Origin of the sequence: Pseudomonas sp. WHRI 8519 (assembly GCF_040224055.2) — a bacterium.
GTDB classification, from domain to species: domain Bacteria; phylum Pseudomonadota; class Gammaproteobacteria; order Pseudomonadales; family Pseudomonadaceae; genus Aquipseudomonas; species Aquipseudomonas putida_X.
This window is the reverse complement of record NZ_CP167996.1, coordinates 179301-194409: the sequence shown is the minus strand read 5'-3', so window position 1 is coordinate 194409 and position 15109 is coordinate 179301. Positions and strand designations below refer to the sequence as shown.

Annotated in this window: 14 protein-coding genes and 1 pseudogene; 9 read left to right on the top strand and 6 right to left on the bottom strand. The window is 61.5% G+C overall.

The features are described 5' to 3' along the window. Genes ABRP30_RS00920 through ABRP30_RS00910 form a run of 3 tightly spaced genes read left to right on the top strand, consistent with a single transcriptional unit; the run spans position 1 to position 2302 of the window. Positions 1–711 carry a DUF484 family protein gene (locus ABRP30_RS00920; RefSeq protein ID WP_267820117.1) on the top strand — a complete coding sequence of 237 codons (711 nt, stop codon included), beginning with the start codon at positions 1–3 and terminating at the stop codon, positions 709–711. Further along, positions 711–1610: a tyrosine recombinase XerC gene (gene xerC, locus ABRP30_RS00915; protein ID WP_349975895.1), complete on the top strand. Its 900-nt coding sequence runs from the start codon at positions 711–713 to the stop codon at positions 1608–1610. Before ABRP30_RS00920 ends, xerC begins: the two co-directional genes overlap by 1 nt. Then, positions 1607–2302 (top strand): HAD family hydrolase, encoded by a 696-nt coding sequence (locus ABRP30_RS00910; protein WP_349975894.1) that lies wholly within the window; start codon positions 1607–1609, stop codon positions 2300–2302. The genes xerC and ABRP30_RS00910 overlap by 4 nt, the downstream gene beginning before the upstream one ends. A 166-nt stretch (positions 2303–2468) precedes the next feature. Here the strand turns inward: ABRP30_RS00910 and ABRP30_RS00905 are convergent, their stop codons facing one another. The 5 genes from ABRP30_RS00905 to glnK form a co-directional block, all read right to left on the bottom strand. Next, positions 2469–2993, bottom strand: a complete 525-nt coding sequence (locus ABRP30_RS00905; protein ID WP_349975893.1) for a hypothetical protein — start codon at positions 2991–2993, stop codon at positions 2469–2471. Between the two features lie 49 nt (positions 2994–3042). Continuing rightward, positions 3043–3600, bottom strand: a complete 558-nt coding sequence (locus ABRP30_RS00900) for a hypothetical protein (protein ID WP_349975892.1) — start codon at positions 3598–3600, stop codon at positions 3043–3045. A 150-nt stretch (positions 3601–3750) separates the two neighbouring features. Next, positions 3751–4080 (bottom strand): transcriptional regulator SutA, encoded by a 330-nt coding sequence (gene sutA, locus ABRP30_RS00895; protein WP_241804978.1) that lies wholly within the window; start codon positions 4078–4080, stop codon positions 3751–3753. A 429-nt stretch (positions 4081–4509) separates the two neighbouring features. Further along, a complete protein-coding gene (locus ABRP30_RS00890) occupies positions 4510–5844 on the bottom strand; it encodes an ammonium transporter (RefSeq protein ID WP_241804977.1) in 1335 nt (444 codons plus the stop codon). 48 nt (positions 5845–5892) lie between these two features. Next, positions 5893–6231 carry a P-II family nitrogen regulator gene (gene glnK, locus ABRP30_RS00885; RefSeq protein WP_002555808.1) on the bottom strand — a complete coding sequence of 113 codons (339 nt, stop codon included), beginning with the start codon at positions 6229–6231 and terminating at the stop codon, positions 5893–5895. Between the two features lie 365 nt (positions 6232–6596). Here glnK and ABRP30_RS00880 point away from each other — a divergent pair, with 365 nt between their 5' ends. Beyond that, positions 6597–6860 (top strand): accessory factor UbiK family protein, encoded by a 264-nt coding sequence (locus ABRP30_RS00880; protein WP_241804976.1) that lies wholly within the window; start codon positions 6597–6599, stop codon positions 6858–6860. Between the two features lie 16 nt (positions 6861–6876). Here ABRP30_RS00880 and ABRP30_RS00875 read toward each other — a convergent pair whose 3' ends face one another. Next, positions 6877–8904 carry a DUF4034 domain-containing protein gene (locus tag ABRP30_RS00875; protein ID WP_349975891.1) on the bottom strand — a complete coding sequence of 676 codons (2028 nt, stop codon included), beginning with the start codon at positions 8902–8904 and terminating at the stop codon, positions 6877–6879. A gap of 225 nt (positions 8905–9129) precedes the next feature. On the opposite strand from ABRP30_RS00875, the gene ABRP30_RS00870 reads away from it, so the two are divergent. The 5 genes and pseudogenes from ABRP30_RS00870 to ABRP30_RS00850 all read left to right on the top strand — a co-directional run bounded on the left by ABRP30_RS00870 (position 9130) and on the right by ABRP30_RS00850 (position 14883). Next, positions 9130–10620: a YifB family Mg chelatase-like AAA ATPase gene (locus tag ABRP30_RS00870; RefSeq protein ID WP_349975890.1), complete on the top strand. Its 1491-nt coding sequence runs from the start codon at positions 9130–9132 to the stop codon at positions 10618–10620. Between the two features lie 139 nt (positions 10621–10759). Continuing rightward, positions 10760–11020 (top strand): DUF2790 domain-containing protein, encoded by a 261-nt coding sequence (locus ABRP30_RS00865; RefSeq protein WP_267820104.1) that lies wholly within the window; start codon positions 10760–10762, stop codon positions 11018–11020. Between the two features lie 219 nt (positions 11021–11239). Next, the gene (locus tag ABRP30_RS00860) at positions 11240–12547 is read left to right on the top strand and encodes an Nramp family divalent metal transporter (protein ID WP_267820102.1); all 1308 of its coding nucleotides are present in this window, start codon (positions 11240–11242) and stop codon (positions 12545–12547) included. A gap of 177 nt (positions 12548–12724) precedes the next feature. After that, a pseudogene (locus tag ABRP30_RS00855) lies at positions 12725–12934 on the top strand (helix-turn-helix domain-containing protein); the annotation flags it as partial. Positions 12935–13095: 161 nt separating this feature from the next. Continuing rightward, a complete protein-coding gene (locus ABRP30_RS00850) occupies positions 13096–14883 on the top strand; it encodes a monovalent cation:proton antiporter-2 (CPA2) family protein (protein WP_349975889.1) in 1788 nt (595 codons plus the stop codon). Positions 14884–15109: the final 226 nt, after the last annotated feature.

The window sequence follows — 15109 nt, the reverse complement described above, 5'->3', positions numbered from 1 at the left end:
ATGACCGATCAGCCCAAGGTTGTACCCCAGCAGTCCAGTGAGCTCGATGCCGAAGCGGTGGTCGCCTACCTGCGCGCCCACCCGACCTTCTTCGCCGAACACGATGAACTGTTGGTCGAGCAGCGTATCCCTCACCAGCGTGGCGACAGCGTGTCGCTGGTGGAGCGCCAGCTCAAACTGCTGCGCGATCGCAACATCGAGATGCGCCATCGCCTGTCGCAACTGATGGACGTGGCCAGGGACAACGACCGGTTGTTCGACAAGACGCGCCGGCTGATCCTTGACCTGCTCGATGCCGGCAGCCTGGAAGAAGTGGTCATGGCGGTCGAAGACAGCCTGCGCCAGGAGTTCCAGGTACCGTTCGTCAGCCTGATCCTGTTCGGTGACCATGCAGCGCCGGTCGGCCGTTGGGCCAGCAATGCCGAGGCCCAACAGGCCATCGGCGGCCTGCTGGGCGGTGGCAAGACAGTCAGTGGCAACCTGCGTGAGCACGAACTGGTGTTCCTGTTCGGTGAGCAGCAGCACCAGGAAGTAGGCTCCAGCGCCGTTGCTGCCCTGGAGTACCAAGGGTTGCACGGCGTGCTGGCGATCGGCAGCCGCGACCCGCAACACTACAAAAGCAGCGTCGGCACCCTGTTCCTTGGCTACATCGCCGAAGTGCTCGCCCGCGTGGTCCCGCGCGTTACCCAGCCCCTGCGCCCGGTGCGCTGATGGAACGCCAGCTGGAGGCTTATTGCGCTCACCTGCGCAACGAGCGCCAAGTGTCCGAACACACGCTGCTGGCCTACCGTCGCGACCTCCAGAAGGTCATCGACTACTGCAACACCCAAGGCATCGCTGGCTGGGGCGCATTACAGATCCAGCAACTGCGCCAACTGATCGCCCGCCAGCATCATCATGGGCAGTCCTCGCGCAGCCTGGCGCGGCTGCTGTCGGCGGTACGCGGGCTGTATCGCTACCTGAACCGTGAAGGCCTTTGCCAGCACGACCCTGCCAGCGGCCTGAGCGCGCCCAAAGGCGAGCGCCGGCTGCCCAAGGTGCTGGACACCGACCGCGCCCTGCAACTGCTCGACGGCGGCGTGGACGACGACTTCATCGCCCGCCGCGACCAGGCGATCCTCGAACTGTTCTATTCCTCTGGCCTGCGCCTGTCCGAGCTGACCAACCTCGACCTCGAACACCTGGACCTTGCCGCCGGCCTGGTGCAAGTGCTCGGCAAGGGTGGCAAGGCGCGCGTGCTGCCTGTGGGCCGCAAGGCGCGCGAGGCCATGCAGCAATGGTTGCGACTGCGCGGTATCGGCGGCCCGCGTGACGGCGCCGTGTTCATCAGCCGCCAAGGCAACCGCCTTGGGCCACGGGCTATCCAGATGCGGGTCAAGGCAGCCGGTGAGCGCGAACTGGGCCAGCACCTGCACCCGCACATGCTTCGCCATTCATTCGCCAGCCATGTGCTGGAATCGTCCCAGGACCTGCGGGCGGTGCAGGAAATGCTCGGCCATGCCGACATCAGCACCACACAGATCTACACCCACCTGGACTTCCAGCACCTGGCCGCGGTGTACGACAGCGCCCACCCACGGGCCAAACGCAGCAAAGGCACAGACTCATGACCATCAAGCTGATCACGTTCGACCTTGACGACACCCTGTGGGATACCGCGCCAGTGATTGCCAGCGCGGAAGTCGTGCTGCGCGACTGGCTGCAGGCCAACGCCCCGATACTTGGCGGCGTGCCGGTGGAACACCTGTTCGCCATTCGCGAACGCCTGGTACAGGCCGAGCCAGGCCTCAAGCACCGCATCAGTACCCTGCGCCGGCGTGTGCTGTTCCACGCCCTGGAAGAAGTCGGCTACAGCGAGAAGCAGGCACAAGAACTGGCCAACGAGGGCTTTGAAGTGTTCCTGCATGCACGCCATCAGGTCGAAGTATTCCCTGAAGTGCAGCCGGTGCTGGAGATTCTGCGCCATCACTACACCTTGGGCGTGGTCACCAACGGCAACGCCGATGTAAGCCGTCTGGGGCTGGCGGATTACTTCCGCTTTGCCCTGTGTGCAGAGGACCTGGGCATCGGCAAGCCAGACCCGGCGCCGTTCATGGAAGCACTCAAGCGTGGCGAGGCTGAAGCCAGTGCGGCGGTGCATATTGGTGATCACCCAGGCGACGACATCGCCGGGGCCCAGCGTGCCGGTTTGCGCGCCGTCTGGTTCAACCCGCAGGGTAAGGCCTGGGCGGGCGAGCGGGCGCCGGATGCCGAGATCCAGCGCTTGTCCCAGCTGCCCGACGTGCTCGCGCGCTGGCGCTGACAGGGGCCGCTTCGCGCCCCATTCGCGGGGCAAGCCCGCTCCCACAGTAATACCACCGCCCTTAGGCATTGTGCGGTTCCTGTGGGAGCGGGCGTGTCGGGGCGCCGAACCGCCGCAAAGAGGCCGGCACAGGCCATACAAATCTCACAGGCACAACAAAGACTGTTCAATTGCTGGCTAACCGGTGATGCGATCGTTGGCGATGCAGCCACCACCAGGAGGTGCCGCCCTTGATCAGCTCTGAAAGCCCTATGAAACCAAGCATCAGCCACGGATCGTAATCGGGTACGAAGCTAGCCCAGATCAACAATATCGAGAGCGAAGGTGCAGCGAAAAGCAGCCTAAAGGGTATCTGCGCGAGCCCTAAATACACACCAGACTTTCTGCCACTGAGGAGAAGCACAGTGCTGAGAATGATCGAAACGTGCAGAACCAGATTCATCAAAATGAGCATAACGGTTAGCAGACCTTGCTCTCGCCATAAGCTCAACATGCTCTGCAAGTCAGTAAAGAAAGGTAGATGGCTACGCCGCACGCTGGCTACGATGTAGAGCAGCAAAGAAAGGGCATCCAGAATGCCCCACAATTGCAATACCCAACGCTCTTCTTTTCGTCCTCCGGGCATCATTTTTTTCTCGGTGTTCGTAGGTTTCAAAAGGAAGAACTGGCTGCCAGTGCCAAGATTTTCCACTGACCTGCCACTTATCATCTCCTTCAGAATACCGCTGCGTTATAGCTCGCTATTCCCCATAGCGACGAATAACAGATCGTGATGCCAGATGATCATCATTACCATCGAGGGGAACCCATTGCTGGGTTACGACACGGGTGGTGTTGTCATAATCCTTGCCTTCCGAGCCGAAGAGACGCCCCTCGTCACCCAGCGAGCCTAGGCGGTTTTGCAGCATCGCGAATGTATTTTTCAACCCGTCATAATCGATGTCGATCGTGCGCCACTTACCAGGCCCTCTCTCATCATCGGCCTGCTGCTTGAACGGCCCTGGCAGAGGAAAGCACTGAGTTGCACCTTGGTAACCATCTATCCTCATGGGCTTGAATGGTTCGTTGGTCAAAAATAGCCACCTGCCGCTTCTGATTTCTTCGACTGCTACCTCGATATCTTTGGCGGAAAGGTCTCGCTGAAGGGTGATGCCGCAACTCCTGAGAAACTCATCCTTACCGTCAAGGCGACTGTTCCCTTTAAGAGCACGCTCTACGTTTCCCTTAGCAAAAAAAGGGTCCTCTACTCTAGAAAAGTCTTCCTTGCGTAGCTTGCAACGACGAACCAGTTTGTCCATAAACACCTCCAGAATCAGTGAGCAATGCTTGCCTGGAAGCGACAAAATGGCCTAGCTTAAAACACCTACTTTTTGTGTAAGAAATAACTGCAATTTTCGTCAGGCACAAAAAAGCCCGCAGCGACGGCGGGCTCTTTTGTATTCAGCCACTCAGATAGGGCGGCTGCCGTACTTGTTGTCCGGCTTCTTGGGCGGGTCGGCGACTACGTTGGCCTCGACTTCCTGCACCTTGCCACCGCGCGAAAGGAATTCTTCCATCGCCTTGGCCAGGGCATCACGCTCCTTTTGCTTGGCTTCCATGCTCGGCATCTCGTCTACCGAAACAGCCGCCTTGGATTTACCCTTGGCGACCGGTGCCGGGCTGCTGTCGTCATCGCCAGCGTCCTCGGCAACATCGTCAGCCGCAGCTTCGAGGCCATCATCTGCCTCGTCTTCGTCGCCTACTTCGAGGTCATCATTTTCCAGATCGTCGTCGCTCATGTTCTACCTCATGACTTGCGAAAAGCAGGTTAGTTATAGACCAGTGCAGCCGTAGACCGGCAGCCACCAGTGAAAATTCAACTGGCCGTGGGTTGGCCACTGCCCTTGAGACGGCACTCCTGATGGGACGCCCCGCCCAGCAGGCCCTGCTCCTGGCAGGACCCGACAAAACCTTGCAGCCCTTGCTGGCCACACGCTATTGGCAAGCCTAGCAAAGGCTGAAGAAGCGTGCGGACAACTCGTGCAACACCTCTCGGCGCGCATTCTAGCGCGCCCGTGGAAAAAGCAAAGCTCCATGAACGCCCTGCGAGTTGTAAGTTTTTTGCCTACGTCGCGAACGTGACTGATAAACCGTTTGCTCTGCTGAAAATGGCGAAAAACAGGCAAAAAAATGCCCGGCAAGCCGGGCAAGTTTTTCCAGCGTCGCAGTTACAGGTTGTAACCACGTTCGTTGTGTTGAGCCAGGTCGAGGCCGACCGACTCTTCTTCTTCGTTGACCCGCAGGCCCATCACTACGTCCAGCACCTTGAGGATCACGTAGGTGACGATGGCGGTGTAGACCACGGTGAAAATCACGCCCTTGGCCTGGATCCAGACCTGCGCACCGATGTCGGTGACCGCGCCGAAGCCGCCCAGGGCCGGTGCCGCGAACACACCGGTGAGGATGGCGCCGATGATGCCGCCGATGCCATGCACGCCGAAGGCATCCAGGGAGTCGTCATAACCCAGCTTGCGCTTGAGGCTGGTAGCGCAGAAGTAGCAGAGCACGCCAGACACCAGGCCAATCACCAGGGCGCCCATCGGGCCCACGGTGCCGGCAGCCGGGGTGATGGCAACCAGGCCGGCGACCACACCAGAGGCGATGCCCAGGGCGCTCGGTTTGCCGTGGCCGATCCACTCGGCGAACATCCAGCCCAGCGCTGCAGCAGCGGTAGCGATCTGGGTCACCAGCATGGCCATGCCGGCAGTACCGTTGGCGGCCGCGGCGGAGCCGGCGTTGAAGCCGAACCAACCGATCCACAGCATGGCTGCGCCCATCAGGGTGTAGCCCAGGTTGTGCGGGGCCATCGGGGTGGTCGGGTAGCCTTTGCGCTTGCCCAGTACCAGGCAGCAGACCAGGCCAGCGATACCTGCGTTGATGTGCACCACGGTGCCGCCAGCGAAGTCGAGCACGCCCCAGTCCCACATCAGCGCGCCATCACCGCTCCAGACCATATGCGCGATCGGTGCGTAGACCAGGGTGAACCAGATGCCCATGAACACCAGCATCGCCGAGAACTTCATGCGTTCGGCGAAGGCACCCACGATCAGCGCCGGGGTGATGATGGCGAAGGTCATCTGGAAGGTAATGAAGACCGCTTCAGGGAACAGTGCCGCAGCCGACGTCAGCCCGTCCGGCGTTACGCCGCTGAGGAACGCCTTGGAGAAGCCGCCGACGAAGGAATTGAAGTTGAGCACGCCCTTTTCCATACCCGTGGTATCGAAGGCCATGCTGTAACCGTAAACGACCCAGAGGATGCTCATCAGGCCGGTGATGGCGAAGCATTGCATCATCACCGAGAGTACGTTCTTCGAACGCACCATGCCGCCGTAGAACAGGGCCAGGCCCGGGATGGTCATGAACAGCACCAGCGCCGTGGCAGTCAGCATCCAGGCGGTGTCACCGGAGTTCAGTACAGGGGCGGCAGCCTCCTCTGCCAGGGCGATGCCCGGCATTACGAGGGACAATAGGGCTCCTAGCCCTGCGATCTTACGCAGAGTCATGTTGTTTTCTCCTGGGGCGTTGGGTTTGGTGAGGCTTTTTTTGGGCGCTTAGATCGCGTCGGTATCGGTTTCGCCGGTACGGATGCGGATTGCCTGCTCCAGATTCACCACGAAGATCTTGCCGTCACCGATCTTGCCGGTGTTGGCAGCCTTGGTGATGGCTTCGATCACGCGATCGAGGTCCTTGTCGTCGATGGCGACGTCGATCTTCACCTTGGGCAGGAAGTCGACCACGTATTCCGCACCGCGATACAGCTCGGTGTGACCCTTCTGCCGACCGAAGCCTTTGACTTCGGTGACGGTGATGCCCTGCACGCCGATTTCCGACAGTGACTCGCGCACGTCGTCCAGCTTGAACGGCTTGATGATGGCTGTGACTAGCTTCATGAAACTCTCTCCCGATTTGGTGGACTTGCCCCAGGAAAACAAACCCGTCTCAAGTCTAAGCGCAGCGGTTGGCTTTGTAACGCGTCGTCGGCATCCGGCTCCGCGTGCGCACTGCCTGGTCACAAGGAACTGCATCAGTGCATGGCTCGTACAGGTCTTTGCAGAAACCTTGCCAGTTCTGTTAAAGCGCTGAAAAACAAGCAGTTGAGTGAAAGATTCAGGATTGGCCAGTCGCCAGCATTGAAAAGATGCACAACTTTGGTGCGCAGCAGTGCACGGGGCTGCTCGAAAAATGTGCAACAGAGCGGCAAACCGGCCCCGTGTTACACTGCCGGCCATTACCCATCTGCAGTGGACAGCCGATCATGCTCGCGCCCAAAGCCCTTCTCGATGCCCTCAGCGACCAGGCCTCGCGCCTGTTCAGCGGCGACACCGCCCAGCCCCGCGCTGAACTGGAAAGCCAGTTCAAGGTGCTGATGCAAGGAGCCTTCAGCAAGCTGGACCTGGTCAGCCGCGAAGAATTCGACAGCCAGATGGTCGTATTGGCCCGCACCCGTGCGCGCCTGGAGGCCCTGGAGAAACAGGTCGCCGAGCTGGAAGCGCGCATGGCACCTGCGTCACAGGAGTAAGCTCCGCGCCCTGCCCTCACGCGGGAGCCCGCACCCGGCCGGGCGCCGGGCTGCTTGGCTTGGGCGGCAGCTCACTGGCGTGCAGGTCCCCTCGAAACAGCGTTGCGCCGCACACCGTGAACAGCGTCCTGAACAGGTTGTGCGCGTTGCGAATCTGCGCCTGAATGCCCTCGATGGCCGCATCCCCCGGGTGCAGCGCGACAGCACGGTTGGCCCACTCGATGGCCGCAAAGCGGCTCGGCTTGCGCGTACCATGCCCGTGCATCCAGGCCAGGCCAAGCTCCGCGCTGGCTCGCCCGGCTATCGCGCAATCGGGGTAGTGCACCAGATCCAGCAAATAGGCGACCGCCTCCGCACGTTCCCGAGGGTCGCCGAACTGGCGCTGCAGCATGGCCACTTGCAAGCGGGCATGGGCATCGAGCGCTTCGTTGCCCAGGCAATCGAGCAGCAAGCGCCTGACCGCCAGCATCGCGCTACGCTCGCTCAAACGCTGTTCATCACGCATGCGCTGGCAGGCCAGTTCGTACTTGGCTACCTGGCTGCCTGACTGCGCGGCACACAGCAGCCAATGCGCAGCAGCCCCAGTATCGATGTAGTGTTCCGGCGTATTCTCGAGCCGACCGCAATGCAGCGCATAAAGCGCGGCGGCGGCATCGGGCAGCTTGCACTCGGCACACTGCCTGTAGAGAAAATACGCGGCCTCGTGGTAATTGGCGGCCCAAAGCAGGCGCGCCACCTCGAGTACATCAAAGCCCAGCCCCTCGCGCCCGCACTGGCGTTTCACCGCAGCGTGCAGCCAGGTACGCGCCTGCTCGACGCACTGCCTGAAACCCCACACGCCGAACTGGTGCCCAACCGAGCGCAGCGCACAGGCCGCCGCTTGCCTGCGGTTTTCGCTTAACCGCTCGATGGCGATACGCAGGCTCTGCGCATCGTCTGGCACACCATGGCTCACGACCAGGCAGACAACGCTGTAGAACGGCTCGCCAATGGCCGGTACGAAGCCCTGGTCGGGGTATAGCGCGACAGAGGCGACGAAGTCGCACATCGCACCGGGGTAATCTTGCAGCGAATAGCGGCGAAAGGCCCCTCGCCACGCCATGAGCGTGGCGCGTTCCTTTGGCCTGAGCTCGCGTTGCATCCACCGCTCGAAGACGCGCTGCCATGCCGCGACCTGCTGGGCCTGATCGGCAGGCGGCAGCCGGAACTGATCCTCAAGCGCCAGCCAGCGGATCGCATTGCGCAAGGTTTCAGGCCAGTCCCGACACAAAGGGCCGCTGGCCACGGCATCGATGGCCTCATAGCTACCGCCCCAACGGGGTGTCAGGTAGCTGGCATAGGCCTCGACCGCCTCGAAACAGCCAGGGAACCCGTTCAAGGCATGCCGCAGCCAGTAGTCCCGGGCAGACCCCTGCTCGGCGAGCGGGCGCAGACTCAGGCACGAAGGCAACACTTGCGGCAGCTCGACCAGCGGTGCCAGTGCATATTTGACCAGCAGCGGTGCAGCGGCCTCCTGCACTTCGACATCGGCATGGGCACTGGGCCGAAAGCGCGCCGGCCGGCCATGAAACAGCTCCACCAGCCAGCCTGGCTCACGAAAGTGCGCACTGATCTGCAACATACCGATCGCCGCCGCTACAGGCTGCGCGCATCGCTCGATGGCCCTCAGAAAGTGCGCCGCAGCCATTTCGCAGGCTTGCTCGGCGGCCAGCCAGCGCGCTGCAGACACCTCATGGGCGGGAGCCGTACCGCGAATATGGCAAGCACGATTGAAACAGTGAAAGCCCATGGCCACCTGGGGGTGATAGGCCTTGGGGCAGGCTTCGATCCAAGCGTTGAGGCGCTGGGTCAGGGCCTTGCTGCCTTCGACATCCCAGTCGACCAGCATGTGCCCCTGAACGGCCTCAAGGTAGGCCGGGCACTCCCCAGGGCGCGCTTGCCGCCACTGCGCCTGAAGGGTATCGAAGAAACGGTTGAGTTCAGTGAACTCATTGGCCTTGACCCGTTCCAGGATCTGCTGGCGGGTGCGAGTGAGTGATTGCACGGGCAGTACCTCAAGTCCATTTGCAGGCGATGCATTGCCATCCGATGGCAGGAAAGTAACGTTTAAACACTAAGCCATAGATTTGCCGGGCGCAAAGTTATTGGATCCATTTTTGTACTGAAGTGAAAAACGAAGATGCACTCTTCTTGCTCCTGGCCTCCTGAGCCTCGCTATGCTTGGCAATACCGCAGGAAGCGGCCCCCTCTTCGCGACAACGGAGCGTCCATGTCCCTTGCCCTCGTCCACAGCCGCGCCCAGGTTGGCGTGCAGGCACCGGCGGTCAGCGTCGAAACTCACCTGGCCAACGGGCTGCCCACTCTCACGCTGGTCGGCCTGCCCGAAACCACGGTCAAGGAAAGCAAGGACCGGGTGCGCAGCGCCATCGTCAACTCCGGGCTGAACTACCCGCAAAGGCGCATCACTCAGAACCTGGCACCGGCAGACCTGCCCAAGGATGGCGGGCGCTACGACCTGGCCATCGCCCTGGGCATCCTTGCCGCTGACGGTCAGGTGCCGGTGGCCACATTGACCGATATCGAATGCCTGGGCGAACTGGCGCTGTCTGGCAAGCTGCGCCCGGTTCAGGGCGTGCTGCCTGCGGCACTGGCGGCGCGCGAGGCTGGCCGGGCATTGGTAGTGCCGCGGGAAAACGCCGAAGAGGCGAGCCTGGCGGGTGGGCTGGTGGTGTACGCGGTGGGGCACCTGCTGGAACTGGTGGCGCACCTCAACGGCCAGGTACCTCTGCCTCCCTTTGCCGCTAACGGTCTATTGCTGCACAGCCGCCCCTACCCCGACCTCAGCGAGGTGCAGGGCCAGGTAGCCGCCAAGCGTGCGTTACTGCTGGCCGCTTCAGGTGCTCATAACCTGCTGTTCACCGGCCCGCCCGGCACGGGCAAGACACTGCTCGCCAGCCGCCTGCCCGGCCTGCTGCCGCCGCTGGATGAACATGAAGCGCTGGAAGTGGCAGCCATCCAGTCGGTAAGCGGGCACAAACCCCTCGATAGCTGGCCGCAACGGCCGTTTCGCCATCCGCACCACTCAGCGTCCGGGCCCGCGCTGGTCGGCGGAGGCAGCCGGCCGCAACCAGGTGAAATCACCTTGGCGCACCATGGGGTACTGTTTCTCGATGAATTGCCGGAGTTCGAGCGCCGTGTACTTGAGGTGCTTCGCGAGCCGCTGGAGTCTGGCGAGATCGTGATTGCCCGGGCACGGGACAAAGTACGCTTTCCGGCGCGCTTCCAACTGGTGGCGGCCATGAACCCCTGCCCTTGCGGCTACCTGGGCGACCCCACCGGCCGCTGCCGCTGCAGCACCGAACAGATCCAGCGCTACCGCAACAAGCTTTCCGGCCCGCTACTGGACCGCATCGATCTGCACCTTACCGTGGCGCGTGAAACCACCACGCTCAACAACCAACCTTGCGGCGAGACAAGCGCCGATGTGGCCGCCCAGGTGGCCGAGGCACGCGAGGTGCAGTACCGGCGGCAAGGCTGTGCCAATGCGTTTCTGGACCTCGAGGGGCTGCGCCAGCACTGCGAATTGTGCGCTGCCGACCAGGCCTGGCTGGAGAGTGCCTGCGAGCGCCTGACACTTTCCCTGCGCGCCGCCCACAGGCTGTTGAAGGTGGCCCGCACGCTGGCTGACCTGGAGGGGGCCAGTACGATCGCCAAGGCGCACCTGGCCGAAGCCCTGCAGTACCGGCCCGGAAGTCACTAGCACTGCGGCGGGTCCTTCATATGCGCACTCAATACTACCCATAGTGGTAATATATTTTGCACGCAAAATAATCGCGCGCAATATTGGCTCCAGACAGAAAGCAATCGTCGCCACCCCTTACTGAATCTGGAGAACGACCATGACCCTTCGCACCGTATTCGCACTCACCCTCGCCACCCTTGCACTGGGCACCAGTGCCAGTACCTTTGCTCAGTCCACCGAAGCGACGCCCTACCACTACGGCATGAACCTGGACATCGCGCAAGTGATCAGCCTGGCCCCCTCGGCCACGATCCAGGGCCAGCCAAGCACCGCTACCATGACCTACCGAGACAGCACTGGCCAAGTCCGGAGCATTCGCTACTACCAGCCCGATAACGCTCAAGGCAACCAGAACTGAATGCCCATGCAAGATCGAACAAGGCCGTGCAAGCGGCCTTTTGCATTTGCAGGATACTGGCATATTCAAAACAACTGCTCGCGACACCTGTAGCGACAAGGCGTTACCCAAAACCTGTAATACTTAGACACATTTGAAAACAAAATGTAGTTGTACGACATCCTATCTACTGTGTTCGACTGCGCTCGTTTAAACAAGAACAATAACGGAGACATCCCCATGTCGAGCATTCATTCGGCCGAGGGCAGTGCTGCCGCACCCTCTCAAAGCCGCGTAACACGGCTGATTAAACTGCTGGGCCCAGGCATCATCGCGGTGTTGTCCTGGCTTGGCGCAGGTGATCTGATAACCTCATCCGTGGCAGGCGCCAACTACGGTTACGCCATGATGTGGGTACTGGCCGTTTCGTTGCTGCTCAGGTACCTCATCGTCAACATCATCGCCCGCTTCCAGCTGTGCAATAACCAAGGCATGACCATCCTCCAGGGGTACGCGCAACTGCACCCCGTATTTGCCTGGTTCATGCTGGCCTACGCGCTGCTGATGGGCCACCTGATGAACGCCTACATGATCAAGGGCGCAGGCGAAGCGCTGGCGATGCTGTTGCGCATCGACTACCCGCTGCTGTGCTCGATGGCTGTGGTGCTGGCGGTGTGGATGCTGGTCGGGCGCAACATCTACGCCATGATCGAAGGCGTGATGAAGCTGCTGCTGGCGGTGATGACGCTGGCGTTTCTGGCACTGGCCGTAATGTCTGGCCCGGATGTGGCCGGTATCGTCAAAGGCACCATCGGCTTCAGCATCCCCGCCGACGAAGGCGTGCACGGTGCACTGCTGGTGGCGGTGTCGGTGATCGGCGCGGTGGCAGGCTCGGTGGCCAACTTCGTGCACCCCTATGTGATGCGCCAGAAGGGCTGGGTAGGCCCGCAACACAAACGCATCCAGCGCAATGACCTGCTGTTCGCCGTGTTCATCGGTATCGTCATCAACCTGGCCATCTGGATCGTCGGCGCGGAAATACTGCGGCCAAACGGCATCGAAGTGAAAACCCTCGGCGACCTGGGCAAGGCACTGGAAATATTCTTCGGCCCGATCGGCTGGTACATCTTCTTCATCGGTGTGTTCGCCACACTGTTCGCCAGCATTTCCGGCAAGACCACGGCCTTCCCGATGCTGATTACCGATGCCTTCCAGCATGTCCGCCCGCAGCGGCGTGAGCGTTACGGCAAAGAGTTCCACAAGGACCCGATGCACAAGTGGTTCATGCTGTTCATTCTGGTGACGCCGCTGATCTGGTCGATCCCGGGCATGCCCGACTTCGTGACCCTGACCATTGGCGTCAGTGCGTTGAACATCATTGGCTTGCCTGTCATTTCCCTGGGCCTGCTGATCATGTCGAACCAAAAATCGCTGCTCAGCAAGCAATACCGCAACAACCTGTTCGAAAACATCGCGCTGGCATTCGCAACCGGGCTGGCGTTGTGGGTGGCCTTCCAGTTGGGTGTGGATCTGCTCGGCCTGGGCTGAGCCCCTTGCCCCATCGCCGGCCTGCCGGCGATGGGGCACCGAAGGTTAACGCTGGCGGTTCTTGGCGAACGCGTTATCCCTGAGGCCTTCCCCGACAACCGCCTAATCGATACCTCGAAATGCACTCCAAATTCAGCTTCAGGCCGCACAAGCGGCCAGCATCCACGACCTGAAAGGTTTCAGCGTGAGGTGGGCATCACGCCGTTGCAGTACCTGCAGAACGCGCGGATCGACCAGGCACGCAAACTGCTCGAAGGCAGCGACTGTCCTTTGAAGGTGGTGGCGGCGCAATGTGGTTTTGGCAGTGACCGGCATATGCGCAACGTGTTCTGCGAGCGGCTAGGCATGACGCCGGCGCAGTACCGGGCCCAGTTCGGCGACAGTTGAGCTGAGCGTTCCGCGTTGCCCGGGAAGTGCCAGGTAAAACTGTCACACTTGGTGGGACAATGTTTCTCTCCTGCGGCAGATTGTCTTAGGCAGCCGCAATCCCCAGAATTGCCCGCCACACTGTTCTAACGCTGCCCCGGCAGCTCATGGAGTTCGAGCCAATGCCACACGAAGGCAGCCTTCTGCAAACCGCGGTGATCTTCTTGTTCGCCGCCGTCCTTGCCGTACCCTTGGCCAAACGCCTGCAACTGGGCGCCGTGATCGGCTACCTGCTGGCGGGCGTGGCCATCGGCCCACAGGCCTTGGGCCTGATCCGCGACACCGAAAGCGTGGCGCACATTTCCGAACTGGGCGTGGTCCTGTTGCTGTTCATCATCGGCCTGGAACTGTCGCCCAAGCGCCTGTGGCTGATGCGCAAGTCAGTCTTCGGCGTCGGTACTGCACAGGTGCTGCTGACCGGTGCACTGATCGGCGCCATTGCCCTGTTCGGTTTCGGCCAGTCACTCTCGGCCGCCCTCGTGGTCGGTCTTGGCCTGGCCCTGTCTTCCACCGCCCTGGGCCTGCAGAGCCTGGCCGAGAGCAAGCAGCTCAACGCCCCGCATGGCCGCCTGGCGTTCGCCATCCTGCTGTTCCAGGACATTGCCGCGATCCCGCTGATAGCCTTGGTGCCACTGCTGGCTGCCAGCGGCCCGGACACCAGCCACGGTGACAGCCTGCAGCATGGCCTGAATGTCTTCGCCAGTATCGCGGTGGTGATCGTCGGCGGGCGCTACCTGCTGCGCCCGGTGTTCCGCATCGTGGCCCGCACCGGCCTGCCTGAAGTGTCCTCCGCCACCGCGTTGCTGGTGGTGATCGGCACCGCCTGGCTGATGGAGGAAGCCGGTATTTCCATGGCCCTGGGCGCCTTCCTCGCGGGCTTGCTGCTGGCCGACTCGGAATACCGGCATGAGCTGGAATCACAGATCGAACCGTTCAAAGGCCTGCTGCTGGGGCTATTTTTCATGAGTGTGGGTATGGGTGCAAACCTGCGCCTGCTGCTGGAAATGCCACTCGTTCTGCTGGGCCTGACCCTGCTGTTGGTGACGGTCAAACTGGTGCTGCTGATGGGTGTCGGCCGCTTGGCCGGTGGCCTGAACAGCGCCAGCGCACTGCGCCTGGGGATGGTACTGGCCGCCGGTGGTGAGTTTGCCTTCGTGGTGTTCAAGCTGGGTAAGGACCAGGGCCTGTTCGACACCCAGACCTACGACCTGCTGCTGATGACCATCACCCTGTCGATGGCCATCACCCCGCTGCTGATGCTTGGCTGCGCCCGTGCCCTCAAGCGCACGCAGCCTGCGCGTGAAGTACCTGAGCAATACAAAGCCATCGATGCCGGTACCCCGCGTGTGGTGATCGTCGGCATGGGCCGCATGGGGCAGATCGTCTCACGCATCCTGCGTGCGCAGAAAATCCCTTTCGTGGCCCTGGAAACCTCGGTGGACGCCATCGAGATGACCCGTATGTTCGAACAGGCGCCGGTGTTTTACGGCGACCCACAGCGCCCCGAAGTGCTGCATGCAGCCAAGGTCGGCGAAGCGGAATACTTCATCATTACCACCGACGATCCGGAGGTGACCATACGCACGGCAGAGCGAGTGAAGCGCCTGTACCCTCACCTCAAAGTGCTGGCACGCGCGCGTAACCGGCAGCATGTGCACAAGCTGGTGGACGTTGGTGCAGAGCCTATTCGCGAGACGTTCTATTCGAGCCTGGAAATGACCCGCCGGGCGCTGGTCGGGTTGGGGCTGAGCAGTGAACAGGCGGCGGACCGCATCGATCGGTTTGCCCAGCATGACGAGGAAGTGCTGGAGGCACAGGGGCAGGTGCGTGATGACCGGGCCAAGGTGATGCAGACGGCCAAGGAAGCGCGGATGGAGTTGGAGCGATTGTTCGATTCGGATGCGGATTGAGGCTTGTACGTCGAAGACAAAGAGGGCTCAGGCGTAATGCCAGCCCGTTAAGTGATCCGGGGCCGCTTTGCGGCCCATCGCCGGCAAGCCGGCTTGTATGGTTAGACTTGAAGGGGTGGTGGGACTAAATGCCGGATTCTGACTGTTGACGCAGTACAGACTGTGGGAGACATCGCCCCACCCCTTCCACCAAAGCGCCGATAAAGAATGCATCGTTTGCAAACGA